Annotated in this window: 15 protein-coding genes; 14 read left to right on the top strand and 1 reads right to left on the bottom strand. The window is 65.7% G+C overall.

All coding sequences use genetic code 11. The annotated features are described in order from the left end of the window. Positions 1-78 precede the first annotated feature (78 nt). The 10 genes from glyA to FGU64_RS04890 all read left to right on the top strand — a co-directional run bounded on the left by glyA (position 79) and on the right by FGU64_RS04890 (position 9,009). Positions 79-1,392 (top strand): serine hydroxymethyltransferase, encoded by a 1,314-nt coding sequence (glyA, locus tag FGU64_RS04935; protein ID WP_139951119.1) that lies wholly within the window; start codon positions 79-81, stop codon positions 1,390-1,392. A gap of 128 nt (positions 1,393-1,520) precedes the next feature. Then, positions 1,521-1,988, top strand: coding sequence for a transcriptional regulator NrdR (gene nrdR / locus FGU64_RS04930; protein WP_136353368.1), 468 nt, complete (start codon positions 1,521-1,523; stop codon positions 1,986-1,988). Next, entirely contained in the window at positions 1,988-3,112 is a 1,125-nt protein-coding gene (gene ribD / locus FGU64_RS04925) for a bifunctional diaminohydroxyphosphoribosylaminopyrimidine deaminase/5-amino-6-(5-phosphoribosylamino)uracil reductase RibD (protein ID WP_139951118.1), read from the top strand. Before nrdR ends, ribD begins: the two co-directional genes overlap by 1 nt. Beyond that, on the top strand, positions 3,112-3,729 hold the full coding sequence (locus tag FGU64_RS04920) for a riboflavin synthase (protein WP_139951117.1): 618 nt from the start codon (positions 3,112-3,114) through the stop codon (positions 3,727-3,729). The genes ribD and FGU64_RS04920 overlap by 1 nt, the downstream gene beginning before the upstream one ends. Before the next feature lie 72 nt (positions 3,730-3,801). Then, positions 3,802-4,062 carry a ribbon-helix-helix domain-containing protein gene (locus tag FGU64_RS04915; RefSeq protein ID WP_139951116.1) on the top strand — a complete coding sequence of 87 codons (261 nt, stop codon included), beginning with the start codon at positions 3,802-3,804 and terminating at the stop codon, positions 4,060-4,062. After that, positions 4,062-4,337 (top strand): type II toxin-antitoxin system RelE/ParE family toxin, encoded by a 276-nt coding sequence (locus FGU64_RS04910; RefSeq protein WP_139951115.1) that lies wholly within the window; start codon positions 4,062-4,064, stop codon positions 4,335-4,337. Before FGU64_RS04915 ends, FGU64_RS04910 begins: the two co-directional genes overlap by 1 nt. 78 nt (positions 4,338-4,415) lie before the next feature. After that, entirely contained in the window at positions 4,416-4,910 is a 495-nt protein-coding gene (gene ribH / locus FGU64_RS04905; protein WP_136353375.1) for a 6,7-dimethyl-8-ribityllumazine synthase, read from the top strand. Beyond that, positions 4,907-5,401 carry a transcription antitermination factor NusB gene (nusB, locus tag FGU64_RS04900; RefSeq protein WP_136353377.1) on the top strand — a complete coding sequence of 165 codons (495 nt, stop codon included), beginning with the start codon at positions 4,907-4,909 and terminating at the stop codon, positions 5,399-5,401. Before ribH ends, nusB begins: the two co-directional genes overlap by 4 nt. Beyond that, positions 5,398-6,612 carry an MFS transporter gene (locus FGU64_RS04895; protein WP_139951114.1) on the top strand — a complete coding sequence of 405 codons (1,215 nt, stop codon included), beginning with the start codon at positions 5,398-5,400 and terminating at the stop codon, positions 6,610-6,612. The genes nusB and FGU64_RS04895 overlap by 4 nt, the downstream gene beginning before the upstream one ends. A 255-nt stretch (positions 6,613-6,867) precedes the next feature. Then, positions 6,868-9,009: a sodium-translocating pyrophosphatase gene (locus FGU64_RS04890; protein ID WP_139951113.1), complete on the top strand. Its 2,142-nt coding sequence runs from the start codon at positions 6,868-6,870 to the stop codon at positions 9,007-9,009. Between the two features lie 113 nt (positions 9,010-9,122). Here the strand turns inward: FGU64_RS04890 and FGU64_RS04885 are convergent, their stop codons facing one another. Further along, positions 9,123-9,644, bottom strand: a complete 522-nt coding sequence (locus FGU64_RS04885; RefSeq protein WP_136353989.1) for an outer membrane protein assembly factor BamE — start codon at positions 9,642-9,644, stop codon at positions 9,123-9,125. Positions 9,645-9,791: 147 nt separating this feature from the next. Between FGU64_RS04885 and FGU64_RS04880 the strand changes: the two genes are divergently transcribed. The 4 genes from FGU64_RS04880 (at position 9,792) to FGU64_RS04865 (ending at position 13,039) form a co-directional block, all read left to right on the top strand. Further along, a complete protein-coding gene (locus tag FGU64_RS04880; RefSeq protein ID WP_139955267.1) occupies positions 9,792-10,349 on the top strand; it encodes a ubiquinol-cytochrome C chaperone family protein in 558 nt (185 codons plus the stop codon). Further along, positions 10,339-10,884 (top strand): DUF177 domain-containing protein, encoded by a 546-nt coding sequence (locus tag FGU64_RS04875; RefSeq protein ID WP_139951112.1) that lies wholly within the window; start codon positions 10,339-10,341, stop codon positions 10,882-10,884. Before FGU64_RS04880 ends, FGU64_RS04875 begins: the two co-directional genes overlap by 11 nt. 100 nt (positions 10,885-10,984) lie before the next feature. Further along, positions 10,985-12,058 carry a phosphate acyltransferase PlsX gene (gene plsX, locus FGU64_RS04870; protein ID WP_139951111.1) on the top strand — a complete coding sequence of 358 codons (1,074 nt, stop codon included), beginning with the start codon at positions 10,985-10,987 and terminating at the stop codon, positions 12,056-12,058. 9 nt (positions 12,059-12,067) lie between these two features. Continuing rightward, complete coding sequence (locus FGU64_RS04865) at positions 12,068-13,039, top strand: beta-ketoacyl-ACP synthase III (protein WP_139951110.1); 972 nt, start codon at positions 12,068-12,070, stop codon at positions 13,037-13,039.

Here is a 13,039-nt window from a genome sequence, read left to right as displayed (position 1 = left end):
AAATTCGTGGTCCACATGGCGAGGCGCGGACAACTGTGTTAAGGGCGCGCAGTTCCTCCGACAGCAAGGGTTCCAGCCATGGCAACAGCACCGGCCACCTCGAATCATCTCGAGTCCTTTTTTGAAACGCCGCTCGCGGAGGCCGATCCGGAAATCTTCGGCGCCATCCGCGACGAACTCGGCCGCCAGCGCCACGAAATCGAGCTGATCGCCTCGGAAAACATCGTTTCCCGCGCCGTGCTGGAGGCGCAGGGCTCGATCATGACCAACAAATATGCCGAGGGTTATCCCGGCAAGCGCTACTACGGCGGCTGCCAGTTCGTCGACGTGGCAGAGACGCTGGCCATCGAGCGCGCCAAGAAGCTGTTCGACTGCAACTTCGCCAACGTGCAGCCGAATTCCGGCAGCCAGATGAACCAGGCCGTATTCCTGGCGCTGCTGCAGCCTGGCGACACCTTCATGGGCCTCGACCTCAATTCCGGCGGTCACCTGACACACGGCTCGCCGGTCAACATGAGCGGCAAGTGGTTCAAGGTCGTCTCATATGGCGTGCGGCGGGACGATCACCTGCTCGACATGGACGAGATCGAGAGACAGGCCCAAGAGCACAAGCCGAAGCTGATCCTGGCCGGCGGCACCGCCTATTCGCGCATCTGGGACTGGAAGCGCTTCCGCGAGATCGCCGATTCCATCGGGGCCTACCTGATGGTCGACATGGCGCACATCGCCGGCCTGGTCGCCGGCGGCCAGCACCCGTCGCCGCTGCCCTATGCGCATGTCGTCACCACCACCACGCACAAGAGCCTGCGCGGGCCGCGCGGCGGCATGGTCCTGACCAATGATGAGGACATCGCCAAGAAGATCAACTCGGCGGTGTTCCCGGGCCTGCAGGGCGGACCGCTGATGCACGTCATCGCCGCCAAGGCGGTGGCCTTCGGCGAGGCGCTGAAGCCGAGCTTCAAGACCTATGCGGCCAACATCGTCGCCAATTCCAAGGCCCTGGCCTCCTCGTTGCAGGAGACCGGCCTCGACATCGTCTCCGGCGGCACCGACAACCACCTGATGCTGGTCGACTTGCGCCCGAAGAACGCCACCGGCAAGCGGGCGGAAGCCGCGCTTGGGCGCGCCAACATCACCTGCAACAAGAACGGCATCCCGTTCGACCCGGAAAAGCCGTTCGTCACCTCCGGTGTGCGGCTCGGCACGCCGGCCGGCACGACGCGCGGCTTCGGCCAGGCCGAGTTCCGCGAGATCGGCAAGCTGATCGCCGAGGTGCTGGACGGGCTGAAGGTGGCCAATTCCGACGAAGGCAACGCCGCCGTCGAGGCTGCGGTGAAGGCCAAGGTGACGGCGCTGACCGACCGCTTCCCGCTCTATCCTTATCTGGGGTGAGGGCGAGGCCCCTGGCGGTGGTGCTGGCCGCTCGCTATCTGTAGTCTGCAGGAGGACAGGCCTGCCCTTTGCCGCAACGGCAAAAGGCTCTAAGCCTGTCCTTCACCAGATTCGAGAGCGTTGTTCCCATGCGTTGCCCCTATTGCCAGTCCGAAGACACGCAGGTGAAGGATTCGCGCCCCGCCGAAGACGGCGCGGCGATCCGCAGGCGGCGCGTCTGTCCCGATTGCGGCGGCCGCTTCACCACCTTCGAGCGCGTGCAATTGCGCGATCTCGTCGTTGTCAAGAAGTCGGGCCGCAAGGTGCCGTTCGACCGCGACAAGCTGTTGCGTTCGGTCGAGATCGCGCTGCGCAAGCGCAACGTCGAGCCAGACCGTATCGACCGCGCCGTCACCGGCATCGTGCGGCAGCTCGAAAGCTCCGGCGAGACCGAAATCCCGTCGGCGGAGATCGGCCGGCTGGTCATGGAAGCGCTGAAGTCGCTGGACGACGTGGCCTATGTGCGCTTCGCGTCGGTCTACCGCAATTTCCGCGAGGCCAAGGATTTCCACGAGTTGCTCGGCGAGTTGAAGGGCGACGAGGAAGCGGCGGAATAATGGCCGGCAAGGCCGCAGCAGGACAGGATGCGATCGATCGCCGCTTCATGGCGGCGGCACTCAGGCTGTCGCGCCGCAACGCCGGGCGGACGGCGACCAATCCCTCGGTCGGGACGGTGATCGTGCGCGACGATGGGGCAGGGCCTTTCATCGTCGGCACGGGCGTCACCGCCGTCGGCGGCCGCCCCCATGCAGAGACGGAAGCCCTGGCGGAAGCCGTCGAGCTGGCACGCGGCGCTACCGCCTATGTCACGCTGGAGCCCTGCGCCCATCACGGCCGCACACCGCCTTGCGCCAACGCGCTGGTCAATGCCGGCGTGGCGCGCGTCGTCGGCGCCGCCAGCGACCCCGATCCGCGCGTCTCGGGCAAGGGCTATGCGATCCTGCGCGCCGCCGGCGTCGAGGTGACGGAGGGCGTGCTGGCACGCGAGGCGGCCGAGCAAATGGTCGGCTATATGAGCCGTTCGTTGAGGAAGCGGCCGGAAGTGATCCTGAAACTTGCGCTTTCGGTCGACGGTAAGATCGGCCGGCGCGGCGCCGGACAGGTGTCGATCACCGGCGAGAGCGCACGACGCGAGGTGCATCTGATGCGCGCCGAGGCCGATGCGATCCTGGTCGGCATCGGCACCGTGCTTGAAGACGACCCGGCATTGACGGTACGGCTGCCGGGACTGGAAAGCCGTTCGCCGATCCGCGTCGTCCTCGACCGGCATGCCCGACTCCCCGAGGCGTCGAAGCTGGTGGCCGGCATTGATCGCGTGCCCGTCTATGTGGCGGCCTGCGAACAGGCCGATCCGCAGCGACGGGCAGTACTGGAGCGGCTCGGTGTGCGCTTCATCGGCACCGAGACCGTGGACGGTCGCGTCGCGCTGCCGGAACTGATGGAGGATCTGGCCGCGCTCGGTATGGCAAGCGTGCTTGTGGAGGGCGGCGCCGAGGTGGCGAAGGCCTTCCTCGCCGACGACCTGGTCGACCGCATCGTGCTGTTTCGCGGTGCGGTCGAGGTGGGCGAGGGCGGTATTGCCGCCCCGCTGGATGAGGACCATATCCCGACGGGCTTCCGGCGGGTGCGGGACATGCGCTTCGGCGACGACCTCTACGGCGAGTGGATAAGGGATATGTGATGTTCACGGGTATCGTCACCGACATCGGCACGGTCGCAGGCGTCAAGCCGCTCAAGGAGGGCGTGGGCCTGCGCATCGACACGGCCTACGATCCCGCTTCCATCGACATCGGCGCATCGATCTCGTGCGGCGGCGTGTGCCTGACGGTGACGGCGCTGCCCGAGGGCGGGTCCAATGCACGCTGGTTCGAGGTCGAGGCCTGGGAGGAGGCGCTGCGGTTGACTACCGCCTCGGACTGGAAGGCGGGAACGCGTATCAACCTCGAGCGGGCGTTGAAGATCGGCGACGAACTGGGTGGCCATATCGTTTCCGGCCATGTTGACGGCATGGCCGAGATCGTGGCGCGCGAGGACGAGGGCGATGCGGTCCGCTTCACGCTGGAAGCGCCGCGCGAACTCGCGAAATTCATCGCGCCGAAGGGGTCGGTGGCGCTGGACGGCACCTCGCTGACCGTCAACAAGGTTTCCGGCACGCGCTTCGACGTGCTTTTGATCCACCATTCGCTAACGGTGACGACGTGGGGCGAACGCAAGGCGGGCGCTCGCGTCAACCTCGAGGTCGACACGATGGCGCGCTACGCCGCGCGTCTGGCCGAGGCGGCGAGAGAAAAGCTCTGAGGCCATACTTCTGCCGTTCATCTCGACCCAATCGAATTTAATCGCTATGATTAGAGAGGATCGAGAGGCTCCATGGAAACGAAAGTGATAACCGCGCATGTTCCGCGGCCGCTGGCCGAAAAGGTGGACGCTCTCGCCGCAAGGCTGGAGCGACCACGAGGCTGGATCGTCAAGCAGGCCCTCTCGGCATGGGTCGACATGGAAGAAGAGCGCCGGCGCATGACACTCGAAGCGCTCGCCGATGTGGACGTGGGGGCTATTATCGATCATCGGGTCGTTCAGGAATGGGCGGACAGCCTCGATAGCGAGAAGTCACTGCCGGCGCCGCTCTGATGGAATTGCAATGGGCGTCGAAGGCGTTGTCCGACCTTGCGCGCCTCCATGCTTTTTTGGTTCCCGTCAATCGCAAGGCTGCCGCCCGCGCCATCCAGACTCTCGTTGCGGCGCCTTTGCGCCTTCTGGAACATCCTCGATTGGGCGAAAGGCTCGAGGAATTCGAGCCGCGTGAAGTGCGGCGTATCCTGATCGGCAACTACGAGATGCGCTATGAATTGCGCGGCACAATAGTTTACGTGCTTCGCGTCTGGCACGCGCGAGAAGATCGCTGAACCACTCGTTTCGCGACAATGCTCCCTTGCGGCGAACTCCGCTTCGGCCTAAGTGACGCGCTTCCTTCGGAGAGCTTCATGGCTGGCATATCTGAACACGGCAAGGCGTTCATCCGTCCGAAACGCAAGGCGCATCTGCTCGTCATCGAGGCGCGCTTCCACGACGACCTCGCCGACGCGCTGCTCGACGGCGCCACCAAGGCGCTGGAAGAGGCCGGGGCGACATACGATGTCGTCACCGTTCCCGGCTCGCTGGAGATACCGGCCGTCATTTCCTTTGCTCTGGATGGCGCGGCCGAGGGCGGCACGGCCTATGACGGCTTCGTGGCGCTTGGCACCGTTGTTCGCGGCGACACCTATCATTTCGACATCGTCGCCAACGAATCCTCACGCGCGCTCATGGACCTTGCGGTGCAGGAAGCACTCTGTATCGGCAACGGCATCCTCACCACCGAGAACGACGAGCAGGCCTGGGTGCGTGCCCGCCGCAGCGAGGGCGACAAGGGCGGTTTCGCCGCGCGCGCGGCACTCACCATGATCGCGCTCAAGGAACGCCTGGGAGCCTCGTCGTGAGTGGACCTGCGGCACCGGGCCAACCGTTTCGCCCGGCCAACAAGCGCGGCGCCGCGCGGCTCGCGGCCGTGCAGGCGCTTTACCAGATGGATGTCGCCGGCAGCGGACTGCTGGAGATCACCGCGGAATACGAGGCGTTCCGGCTGGGCAAGGAAGTGGACGGCGCGCTCTACCGCGAGGCCGACGCCCAGTGGTTCCGCGCCATCCTTGCCGGCGTGGTGGAAAACCAGAAGACGGTCGATCCGATCATCCGCCAGGCGCTGACCGAAGACTGGCCGCTGTCCAGGCTGGATTCGACGCTGCGCGCCATCCTGCGCGCCGGCGTCTACGAGTTGATGAAGCGCGAGGACGTGCCGGTGGCCGTCATCGTTTCCGAATATGTCGACATCGCCAAGGCATTCTACGAAGAGGACGAGCCGAAGCTGGTGAACGCCGTGCTCGACCGCGTGGCGCGCCGGGTGCGCGGCGAGGGGCGGGGCAAGGACGCATGACTGCTACGACTGCGAGCGACGTCGCCGCGGAAGCGCGCCGCACAGCCATCATCCTTTCGGCAGCGCAGGCTGTGCTGGGTTCGGCGGGGCCGATCTGCTTCGCGCTGGGCGCGCTTGCCGGTCATTTCATGCTTGGCGCCGACAAGTCGCTGGCGACGGCGCCGCTGACCGGCTACAGCGTCGGCCTTGCGGTCGGCGCCTTGCCGGCGGCGGCGATCATCCGCAAGCTTGGCCACCGCGACGGCTTCGTCACCGGTTCCGGCGTCGCCGCGCTCGGCGGGTTGGTGGCGGCGATAGCGCTTTTCCAGTCCAGTTTCTGGCTGTTCGCCTTCGGTCTTGCCGTCGTTGGCATGGGCAACGCCTTCGTGCAGCAGTTCCGCTTCGCCGCCGCCGATAACGCGCCGCCGGAATTCAAGGCGCGCGCCATTTCGCTGGTGCTTGCCGGCGGCATCGTGACGGCGGTGCTGGGACCGCAGACCGTCATCTTCACGCATGATCTGCTGGCGCCCGTGCCGTTCGCCGGCTCTTTCGTGGCGATCATCGGACTGTCGGCGATCGGTGCTGCCATCCTTTTTTTCCTGCCGACCCGCAAAGCCGTCGAAACCCAGCGGACGCAGGCCGATACGGGCCGGCCGCTGCTCGAGATCATCTCCCAGCCGCGCTACGCCGTGGCGTTGCTGTGCGCCGTCGGCTCCTATTCGATGATGACCTTCGTCATGACCGGTGCTCCGCTCGCCATGGTCGGCTGCGGCTTTTCCTCGGACGATGCGACGCTCGGCATCTCCTGGCATGTGATGGCGATGTTCGCGCCGAGCTTCTTCACCGGCCGGCTCATTCACCGGTTCGGCGCGATCACCATCGTGACCTGTGGCTTCGCCCTTTTGATCGCCTGTTCGCTGGTGGCGCTGTCGGGGATCGAACTGTGGCAGTTCTGGACGGCATTGATCCTGCTCGGTCTCGGCTGGAACTTCGCCTTCATCGGCTCGACCGCGATCGTGGCTGCCTGCTACCACCCCGAAGAGAAGGGCAAGGCGCAGGGTTTCCACGACTTCGTGCTGTTTTCCTCCGTCGCCTTCGCCTCGCTGATGTCCGGCGCGGTCTACAACGCCTGGGGATGGGAAATGCTGGCCACGATCGTCCTGCCGGTGACGGGGCTTTGCCTTGCACTTCTGTTCGCGCAGCGCCTCTTGAGCCGACGCCAACCCGGCTGAGGCGAGTAGCAATGCCGCCCGGCGGATCGGCCTCACCGATCTTTCAATCGATATAAACATCGCTTCGAGCCGGGATCCCGGCGGCGGCTTGAACTTTCGGGCGAAAACGGGGCAAAAACCGAACAATATCTTGACGTTCGCGAACCTGTTTCGCTAAGCCTCCTGCGGAGGGCCGGGTTTCCGCTCGCTCGCGGATCCGGTCCCGATTTCAACGTCGGGGCGTCCGCCGCCGGCATCATCGGGGAAAATCCGCAAATGACCATGCTTTATGTCGTCATTCTCTGCGGCGTGCTTTCAATTCTCTACGCCATCTGGGCGACGCAGTCCGTACTCGCGTCGGATCAGGGCAATGCACGCATGCAGGAAATCTCGGCTGCGATCCGCGAAGGCGCGCAGGCCTATCTCACTCGTCAGTACACCACCATCGCCATCGTCGGCGTCGTCGTCTTCCTGCTGGCCTGGTGGCTCCTGTCCGGCACGGCCGCGATCGGCTTCCTGATCGGTGCCGTGCTGTCGGGTGCCGCCGGCTTCATCGGCATGCACGTTTCGGTCCGCGCCAACGTTCGCACCGCGCAGGCGGCCTCGAATAGCCTGTCGGCCGGCCTCGACATCGCCTTCAAGTCGGGCGCCATCACCGGCCTGCTGGTGGCGGGCCTCGCCCTGCTCGGCGTCTCCGTATACTATCTGGTGCTGACCGGGCCGCTCGGCCATCAGCCGGGCGAGCGTGAGGTCGTCGACGCGCTGGTCGCGCTCGGCTTCGGCGCTTCCCTGATCTCGATCTTCGCGCGTCTCGGAGGCGGCATCTTCACCAAGGGTGCGGACGTCGGCGGCGACCTCGTGGGCAAGGTGGAAGCCGGCATCCCCGAGGACGATCCGCGCAACCCGGCGACCATCGCCGACAATGTCGGCGACAATGTCGGCGACTGCGCCGGCATGGCCGCCGACCTCTTCGAGACCTATGCGGTGACGGTCGTCGCTACGATGGTTCTGGCAGCGATCTTCTTCGCCGGTGCAGCCAACCTCCAACAGGTGATGGTCTATCCGCTCGCCATCTGCGGCGCCTGCATCATCACCTCGATCATCGGCACCTTCTTCGTCAAGCTCGGCTCCAACGGCTCGATCATGGGCGCGCTCTACAAGGGCCTGATCGTCACCGGCATCCTGTCGGTCGTCGGCCTCGGCGCCGCCACGTCGATGACGGTCGGCTGGAACGAGGTCGGCACCGCCAACGGCATGGCCGTGACCGGCACCAACCTGTTCATCTGCGGCCTGATCGGCCTCCTGGTGACCGGGCTGATCGTCGTCATCACCGAATACTACACCGGCACCGACAAGCGCCCGGTGAACTCCATCGCCCAGGCATCGGTGACCGGCCACGGCACCAACGTCATCCAGGGCCTTGCGGTCTCGCTGGAATCGACGGCGCTGCCGGCCATCGTCATCGTCGGCGGCATTATCGCCACCTACCAGCTCGGCGGCCTGTTCGGCACGGCGATCGCGGTGACGACCATGCTCGGCCTCGCCGGCATGATCGTGGCGCTCGACGCCTTCGGCCCGGTGACGGACAACGCCGGCGGCATCGCCGAGATGGCGGGCCTGCCCAGCGAAGTGCGTCACTCCACCGACGCGCTCGACGCGGTCGGCAACACCACCAAGGCGGTGACCAAGGGCTATGCCATCGGCTCGGCCGGCCTCGGCGCGCTGGTGCTGTTCGCGGCCTATTCCAATGACCTGGAATTCTTCGCCGCCAACGGCGACAAGTATCCCTACTTCCAGGGCATGGGCACCGTCTCCTTCGACCTGTCGAACCCGTACGTCGTCGCCGGCCTGATCTTCGGCGGCCTGATCCCGTACCTGTTCGGCGGCATCGCCATGACGGCCGTTGGCCGTGCGGCGGGCTCCATCGTGGAGGAAGTACGGCGCCAGTTCCGCGAGAACCCCGGCATCATGAAGGGCACCGCCAAGCCGGACTATGCCAAGGCGGTCGACCTGCTGACCCGGGCGGCGATCAAGGAGATGATCGTGCCGTCGCTGCTGCCGGTGCTTGCGCCGCTGGTCGTCTACTTCGGCGTGCTTTTGATCTCGGGCTCCAAGGCCTCGGCCTTCGCAGCCCTCGGCGCCTCGCTGCTCGGTGTCATCGTCAATGGCCTGTTCGTGGCCATCTCGATGACCTCCGGCGGTGGTGCCTGGGACAACGCCAAGAAGTCGTTCGAGGACGGCTTCACCGACAAGGACGGCGTCAAGCACCTGAAGGGTTCCGATGCCCACAAGGCTTCGGTGACCGGCGATACGGTCGGCGATCCCTACAAGGACACCGCCGGTCCGGCCGTCAACCCGGCCATCAAGATCACCAACATCGTCGCCCTGCTTCTCTTGGCAGTGCTGGCGCACGGCTGAGTTCGATAAATCCCGCGCGGTCGATGGCCGCGCGGACCAATGAAAAACCCGCGGACTTCATCGAAGTCCGCGGGTTTTGCTTTTGGATGCCCGGTTTGCGAAGGGAAGAGCGGTCAGCCGCCGCCTATCATGCTGCCGGCGGCGCCGGGCGTGAGCTTGCCGGCACCCTTGATGATCTGCGCCAGGAAGCTCTGGTCCTTGCCGCCTGTCGGCGTGGTGCGCGAAACGAAGTCGAAGATCTTGCCATCCTTCAGGCCGTAATTGGCGATCTGGGTGACGCGGCCATCCTTGCCGAAATAGACGGCCAGCACCTTCTGGTCGACAAGCGACGGGTTGGCGAAGGCGACCGCGCGCCTGCGGGTCTGTGAGATGTAATAGAACACCTCGTTGTCGAAGGTGGCGGTGGTCGAGGGCGAGCCGAGCGCCAGAAGCACCTGCTCGCGGCTGGAGCCGACAGGCACGGAGTCGATCGCCTGCTGGTCCATGATGTAGCCCTGGTTCAGCGTCTCGCCAGGCGTGACGTCACCGAACATCTTGGACGAATTGCAGGCTGACAGCGCCGAGACGATGACGAGCATCGAAGCGATGCCGGCCGGGGCGGACGAAAACCTCGACTTGAAATTCAGCGCGCGCAACAACAACTCCATTCCGTCTCTCTAGAGCCCGCGTCCGAAGTCGATCGTCGGCTCTGGCTTGCACGAGACGGCAAAACCGGTAAACCAGCTTAGCCACCGATGCAACAACGCCAGCCCAACAAACAGGTCACCGGGGGACCGCTCTCCATGTTCCAGCGCCTGTTCGGCCGCGAACGCCGCGCCAACCGCGCCATCACCGACGCGCTCTACGGTCAAATCGTGGCGGCGGCGCGGCAGGAGACGTTTTATTCCGACTGGCAGGTGCCGGACACGCCGCTCGGCCGATTCGAGATGCTGTCGCTCGTCATGCTGTTGTTCCAGCACCGGCTGCGCGGCGAGGGCGGTCCGGCGCGCGAAGTGGCGCAGGTGCTGATCGACGAGTTCTTCACCGACGTCGAGCATTCGCTGAGGGAACTGGGCATCAGCGATCCGGGCGTGCCCAAGCGCATGAAGCGGCTCGCCAAGATGTTCTACGGGCGCACCGCCGCCTATTCCGATGCGCTCGACCAGGCCGATGCCGGGGCACTCGCCGCCGCCCTTGCCCGCAACGTGCGGCCGGATACGGCGGAGTGGGCGCAGGCAACCGAACTGGCTGCCTACGCATTCCGTGTGGAGAAGGAACTGGCGGCGCAGCCGGTCGCCGATATCTGTGCCGGCCGGATGGCGTTTCCGGCGGCGAGCCGAGGAGGTGGCGATGCAGCATGAGGAGCCGAAAAGCCCGGTGTCGTTCCTGGCCCATGTGGCACGGCTGCCGCATAGCGGCCTGCCGGTGACAATCGAAGCGGATGCGGCGCAGCGCGAGGCGCTCGCGAGCGAACACGGCCTGCTGTCGGTCGAGAACTACCGGGCAGACCTTCTGGTGAGCCCGTGGAAGCGCCACGGGGTGAAGGTCGCCGGGAAAGTGGAGGCCGATATCACGCAGGCCTGCGTGGTGAGCCTCGATCCCGTCCATGCCCATATCGACGAACCGGTCGAGGGCCTGTTCCTGCCGCACGACTCTAAGCTCGGCCGATTGGGCTTCGAGGGTGGCGGCGAAATCCTCTTGGACGCCGAGGGGCCGGACGCTCCCGAGACGTTCAATGGCGACTCGATCGATGTCGGTGCGCTGGCCGAGCAGTTCTTCGGCCTGGCGATCGACTCCTATCCGCACAAGCCGGGTGCCGTCTTGGACAACGGTGGCGAGGAGGCCGCCGAGAGCGAATTCCAGCGCAAGCTCAAATCCTTGCTGGGAAATTCCTGAAAGTCGGCAAAGCACTCGAAAATTCGTTGTGCGGCGGCGCAAAAACGCTATTTTCGCCGACGCGAGCGCCGCCCGAAGCCAACCGTGAGATGACCGCAGCTTGATCAGGATTTCCATCGATGCCATGGGCGGCGACCACGGGCCGGGCGTGGTCGTGCCTGCGCTTGCGCAGGTCGCGGTCCGCCGTCCTGACATCCGCTTCATCGTCTACGGGCGGGAAGAGGCGGTTCGCCCCGAGCTCGCCAAATTCCCCGCGCTGCAGGAGAAATCCGAGTTCTTTCATTGCGACGTCGCGGTCAAGATGGACGACAAGCCGAGCCAGGCGCTGCGGCACGGCCGCTGGAAGTCCTCCATGTGGAAGGCCATCGAGGCGGTGAAGGCGGAAACGGCGGATGCCTGCGTGTCGGCCGGCAACACCGGCGCGCTGATGGCTATGTCGAAATTCTGCCTGCGCACCATGGCCAGCATCGACCGTCCGGCGATCGCCGCCATCTGGCCGACGCTGCGCGGCGAGAGCGTGGTGCTGGACGTCGGCGCCACCATCGGGGCAGACGCCCAGCAACTCATCGATTTCGCCATCCTGGGCACCGGCATGGCGCGTTCCGTGTTCGGCATCGAGCGCCCGACGGTCGGCCTGCTCAATGTCGGCGTGGAGGAGATCAAGGGCCAGGAGGAGGTCAAGGAGGCCGGGCGCATGCTGCGCGAGGCCGACATGGCCTCGATGACCTATCACGGCTTCGTCGAGGGCGACGACATCGGCAAGGGAACGGTCGACGTGGTGGTGACGGAAGGGTTTTCCGGCAACATCGCGCTGAAGACCGCCGAGGGCACGGCCCGCCAGATCGCCGGCTACCTGCGCGCCGCCATGGGGCGCACGCTGATGGCGCGCATCGGCTACCTGTTCGCCAGAGGCGCCTTCAACACGCTGCGCGAGAAGATGGACGTCAGCCGCGCCAACGGCGGCGTTTTCCTCGGTCTCAACGGCATCGTCGTCAAAAGCCATGGCGGCGCCGATTCGGAAGGATTTGCGGCGGCGGTGGAACTTGCCTACGACATGGCGCGCAACCGGCTTTTCGATCGCATCGAGGCGGATCTCGATCTGTTTCATGCCCGCAACCCGCAATCTCAGCTAACGAGAAAGCCCGCCGTCGCCGACGACGGCGAGGACAGGTAGGACAAGACCTTGATCAGATCCATCGTGCGCGGCACCGGTGCCGCGCTGCCCCGCCGCATCATGAAGAATGCCGACTTCGAAGGCATGGTCGAAACCTCCGACGAGTGGATCGTCCAGCGCACCGGCATCCGCCAGCGCCACATCGCCGCCGAGGACGAGACGACGGCGTCGCTCGGCGAGGCGGCGGCGCGCGAGGCGCTGAAGAACGCCGGGCTCACGCCCGACGACATCGACCTGATCGTGCTCGCCACCTCGACGCCGAACAACACATTCCCGGCGACGGCGGTGGAAATCCAGCAGCGGCTCGGCATGCGCCATGGCTTTGCCTTCGACATGCAGGCGGTCTGCTCCGGCTTCGTCTACGCCATGACGACGGCCGACCTCTATATCCGCGGCGGTCTGGCTAAACGCGTGCTGGTGATCGGCTCGGAGACGTTCTCGCGCCTGCTCGACTGGACCGATCGCTCGACCTGCGTGCTGTTCGGCGACGGCGCCGGCGCGCTGGTGCTGGAAGCGGGCGAGGGCGAGGGCACAATCGCCGACCAAGGCGTGCTGGCCGCCAGCCTGCGTTCCGACGGCACGCATCGCGAAAAGCTCTATGTCGACGGCGGTCCGTCCACCACCGGCACGGTCGGGCATCTCAGGATGGAAGGCCGCGAGGTGTTCAAGCATGCCGTCGGCATGATCACCGACGTGATCGAGGCGACGTTCGACCAGGCCGGCATCACCGCCGACGATCTCGCTTGGTTCGTGCCGCACCAGGCGAATAAACGGATTATTGACGCTTCCGCCAAGAAGCTCGGGATAGCCGAGGAGAAGGTGGTGGTCACCGTCGATCTGCACGGTAATACATCGGCGGCGTCGGTGCCGCTGGCGCTGTCGATCGCGGTGGCGGACGGTCGCATCAAGCGCGGCGACCTGGTGTTGCTGGAGGCGATGGGCGGCGGTTTCACCTGGGGCGCGGTGCTGATTCGCTGGTAG

This window comes from Mesorhizobium sp. 8, from assembly GCF_006351905.1.
GTDB lineage: Bacteria > Pseudomonadota > Alphaproteobacteria > Rhizobiales > Rhizobiaceae > Mesorhizobium > Mesorhizobium composti.
Note: the sequence above shows the minus strand (reverse complement) of the source record. Positions and strands in the feature narration are given on the sequence as shown.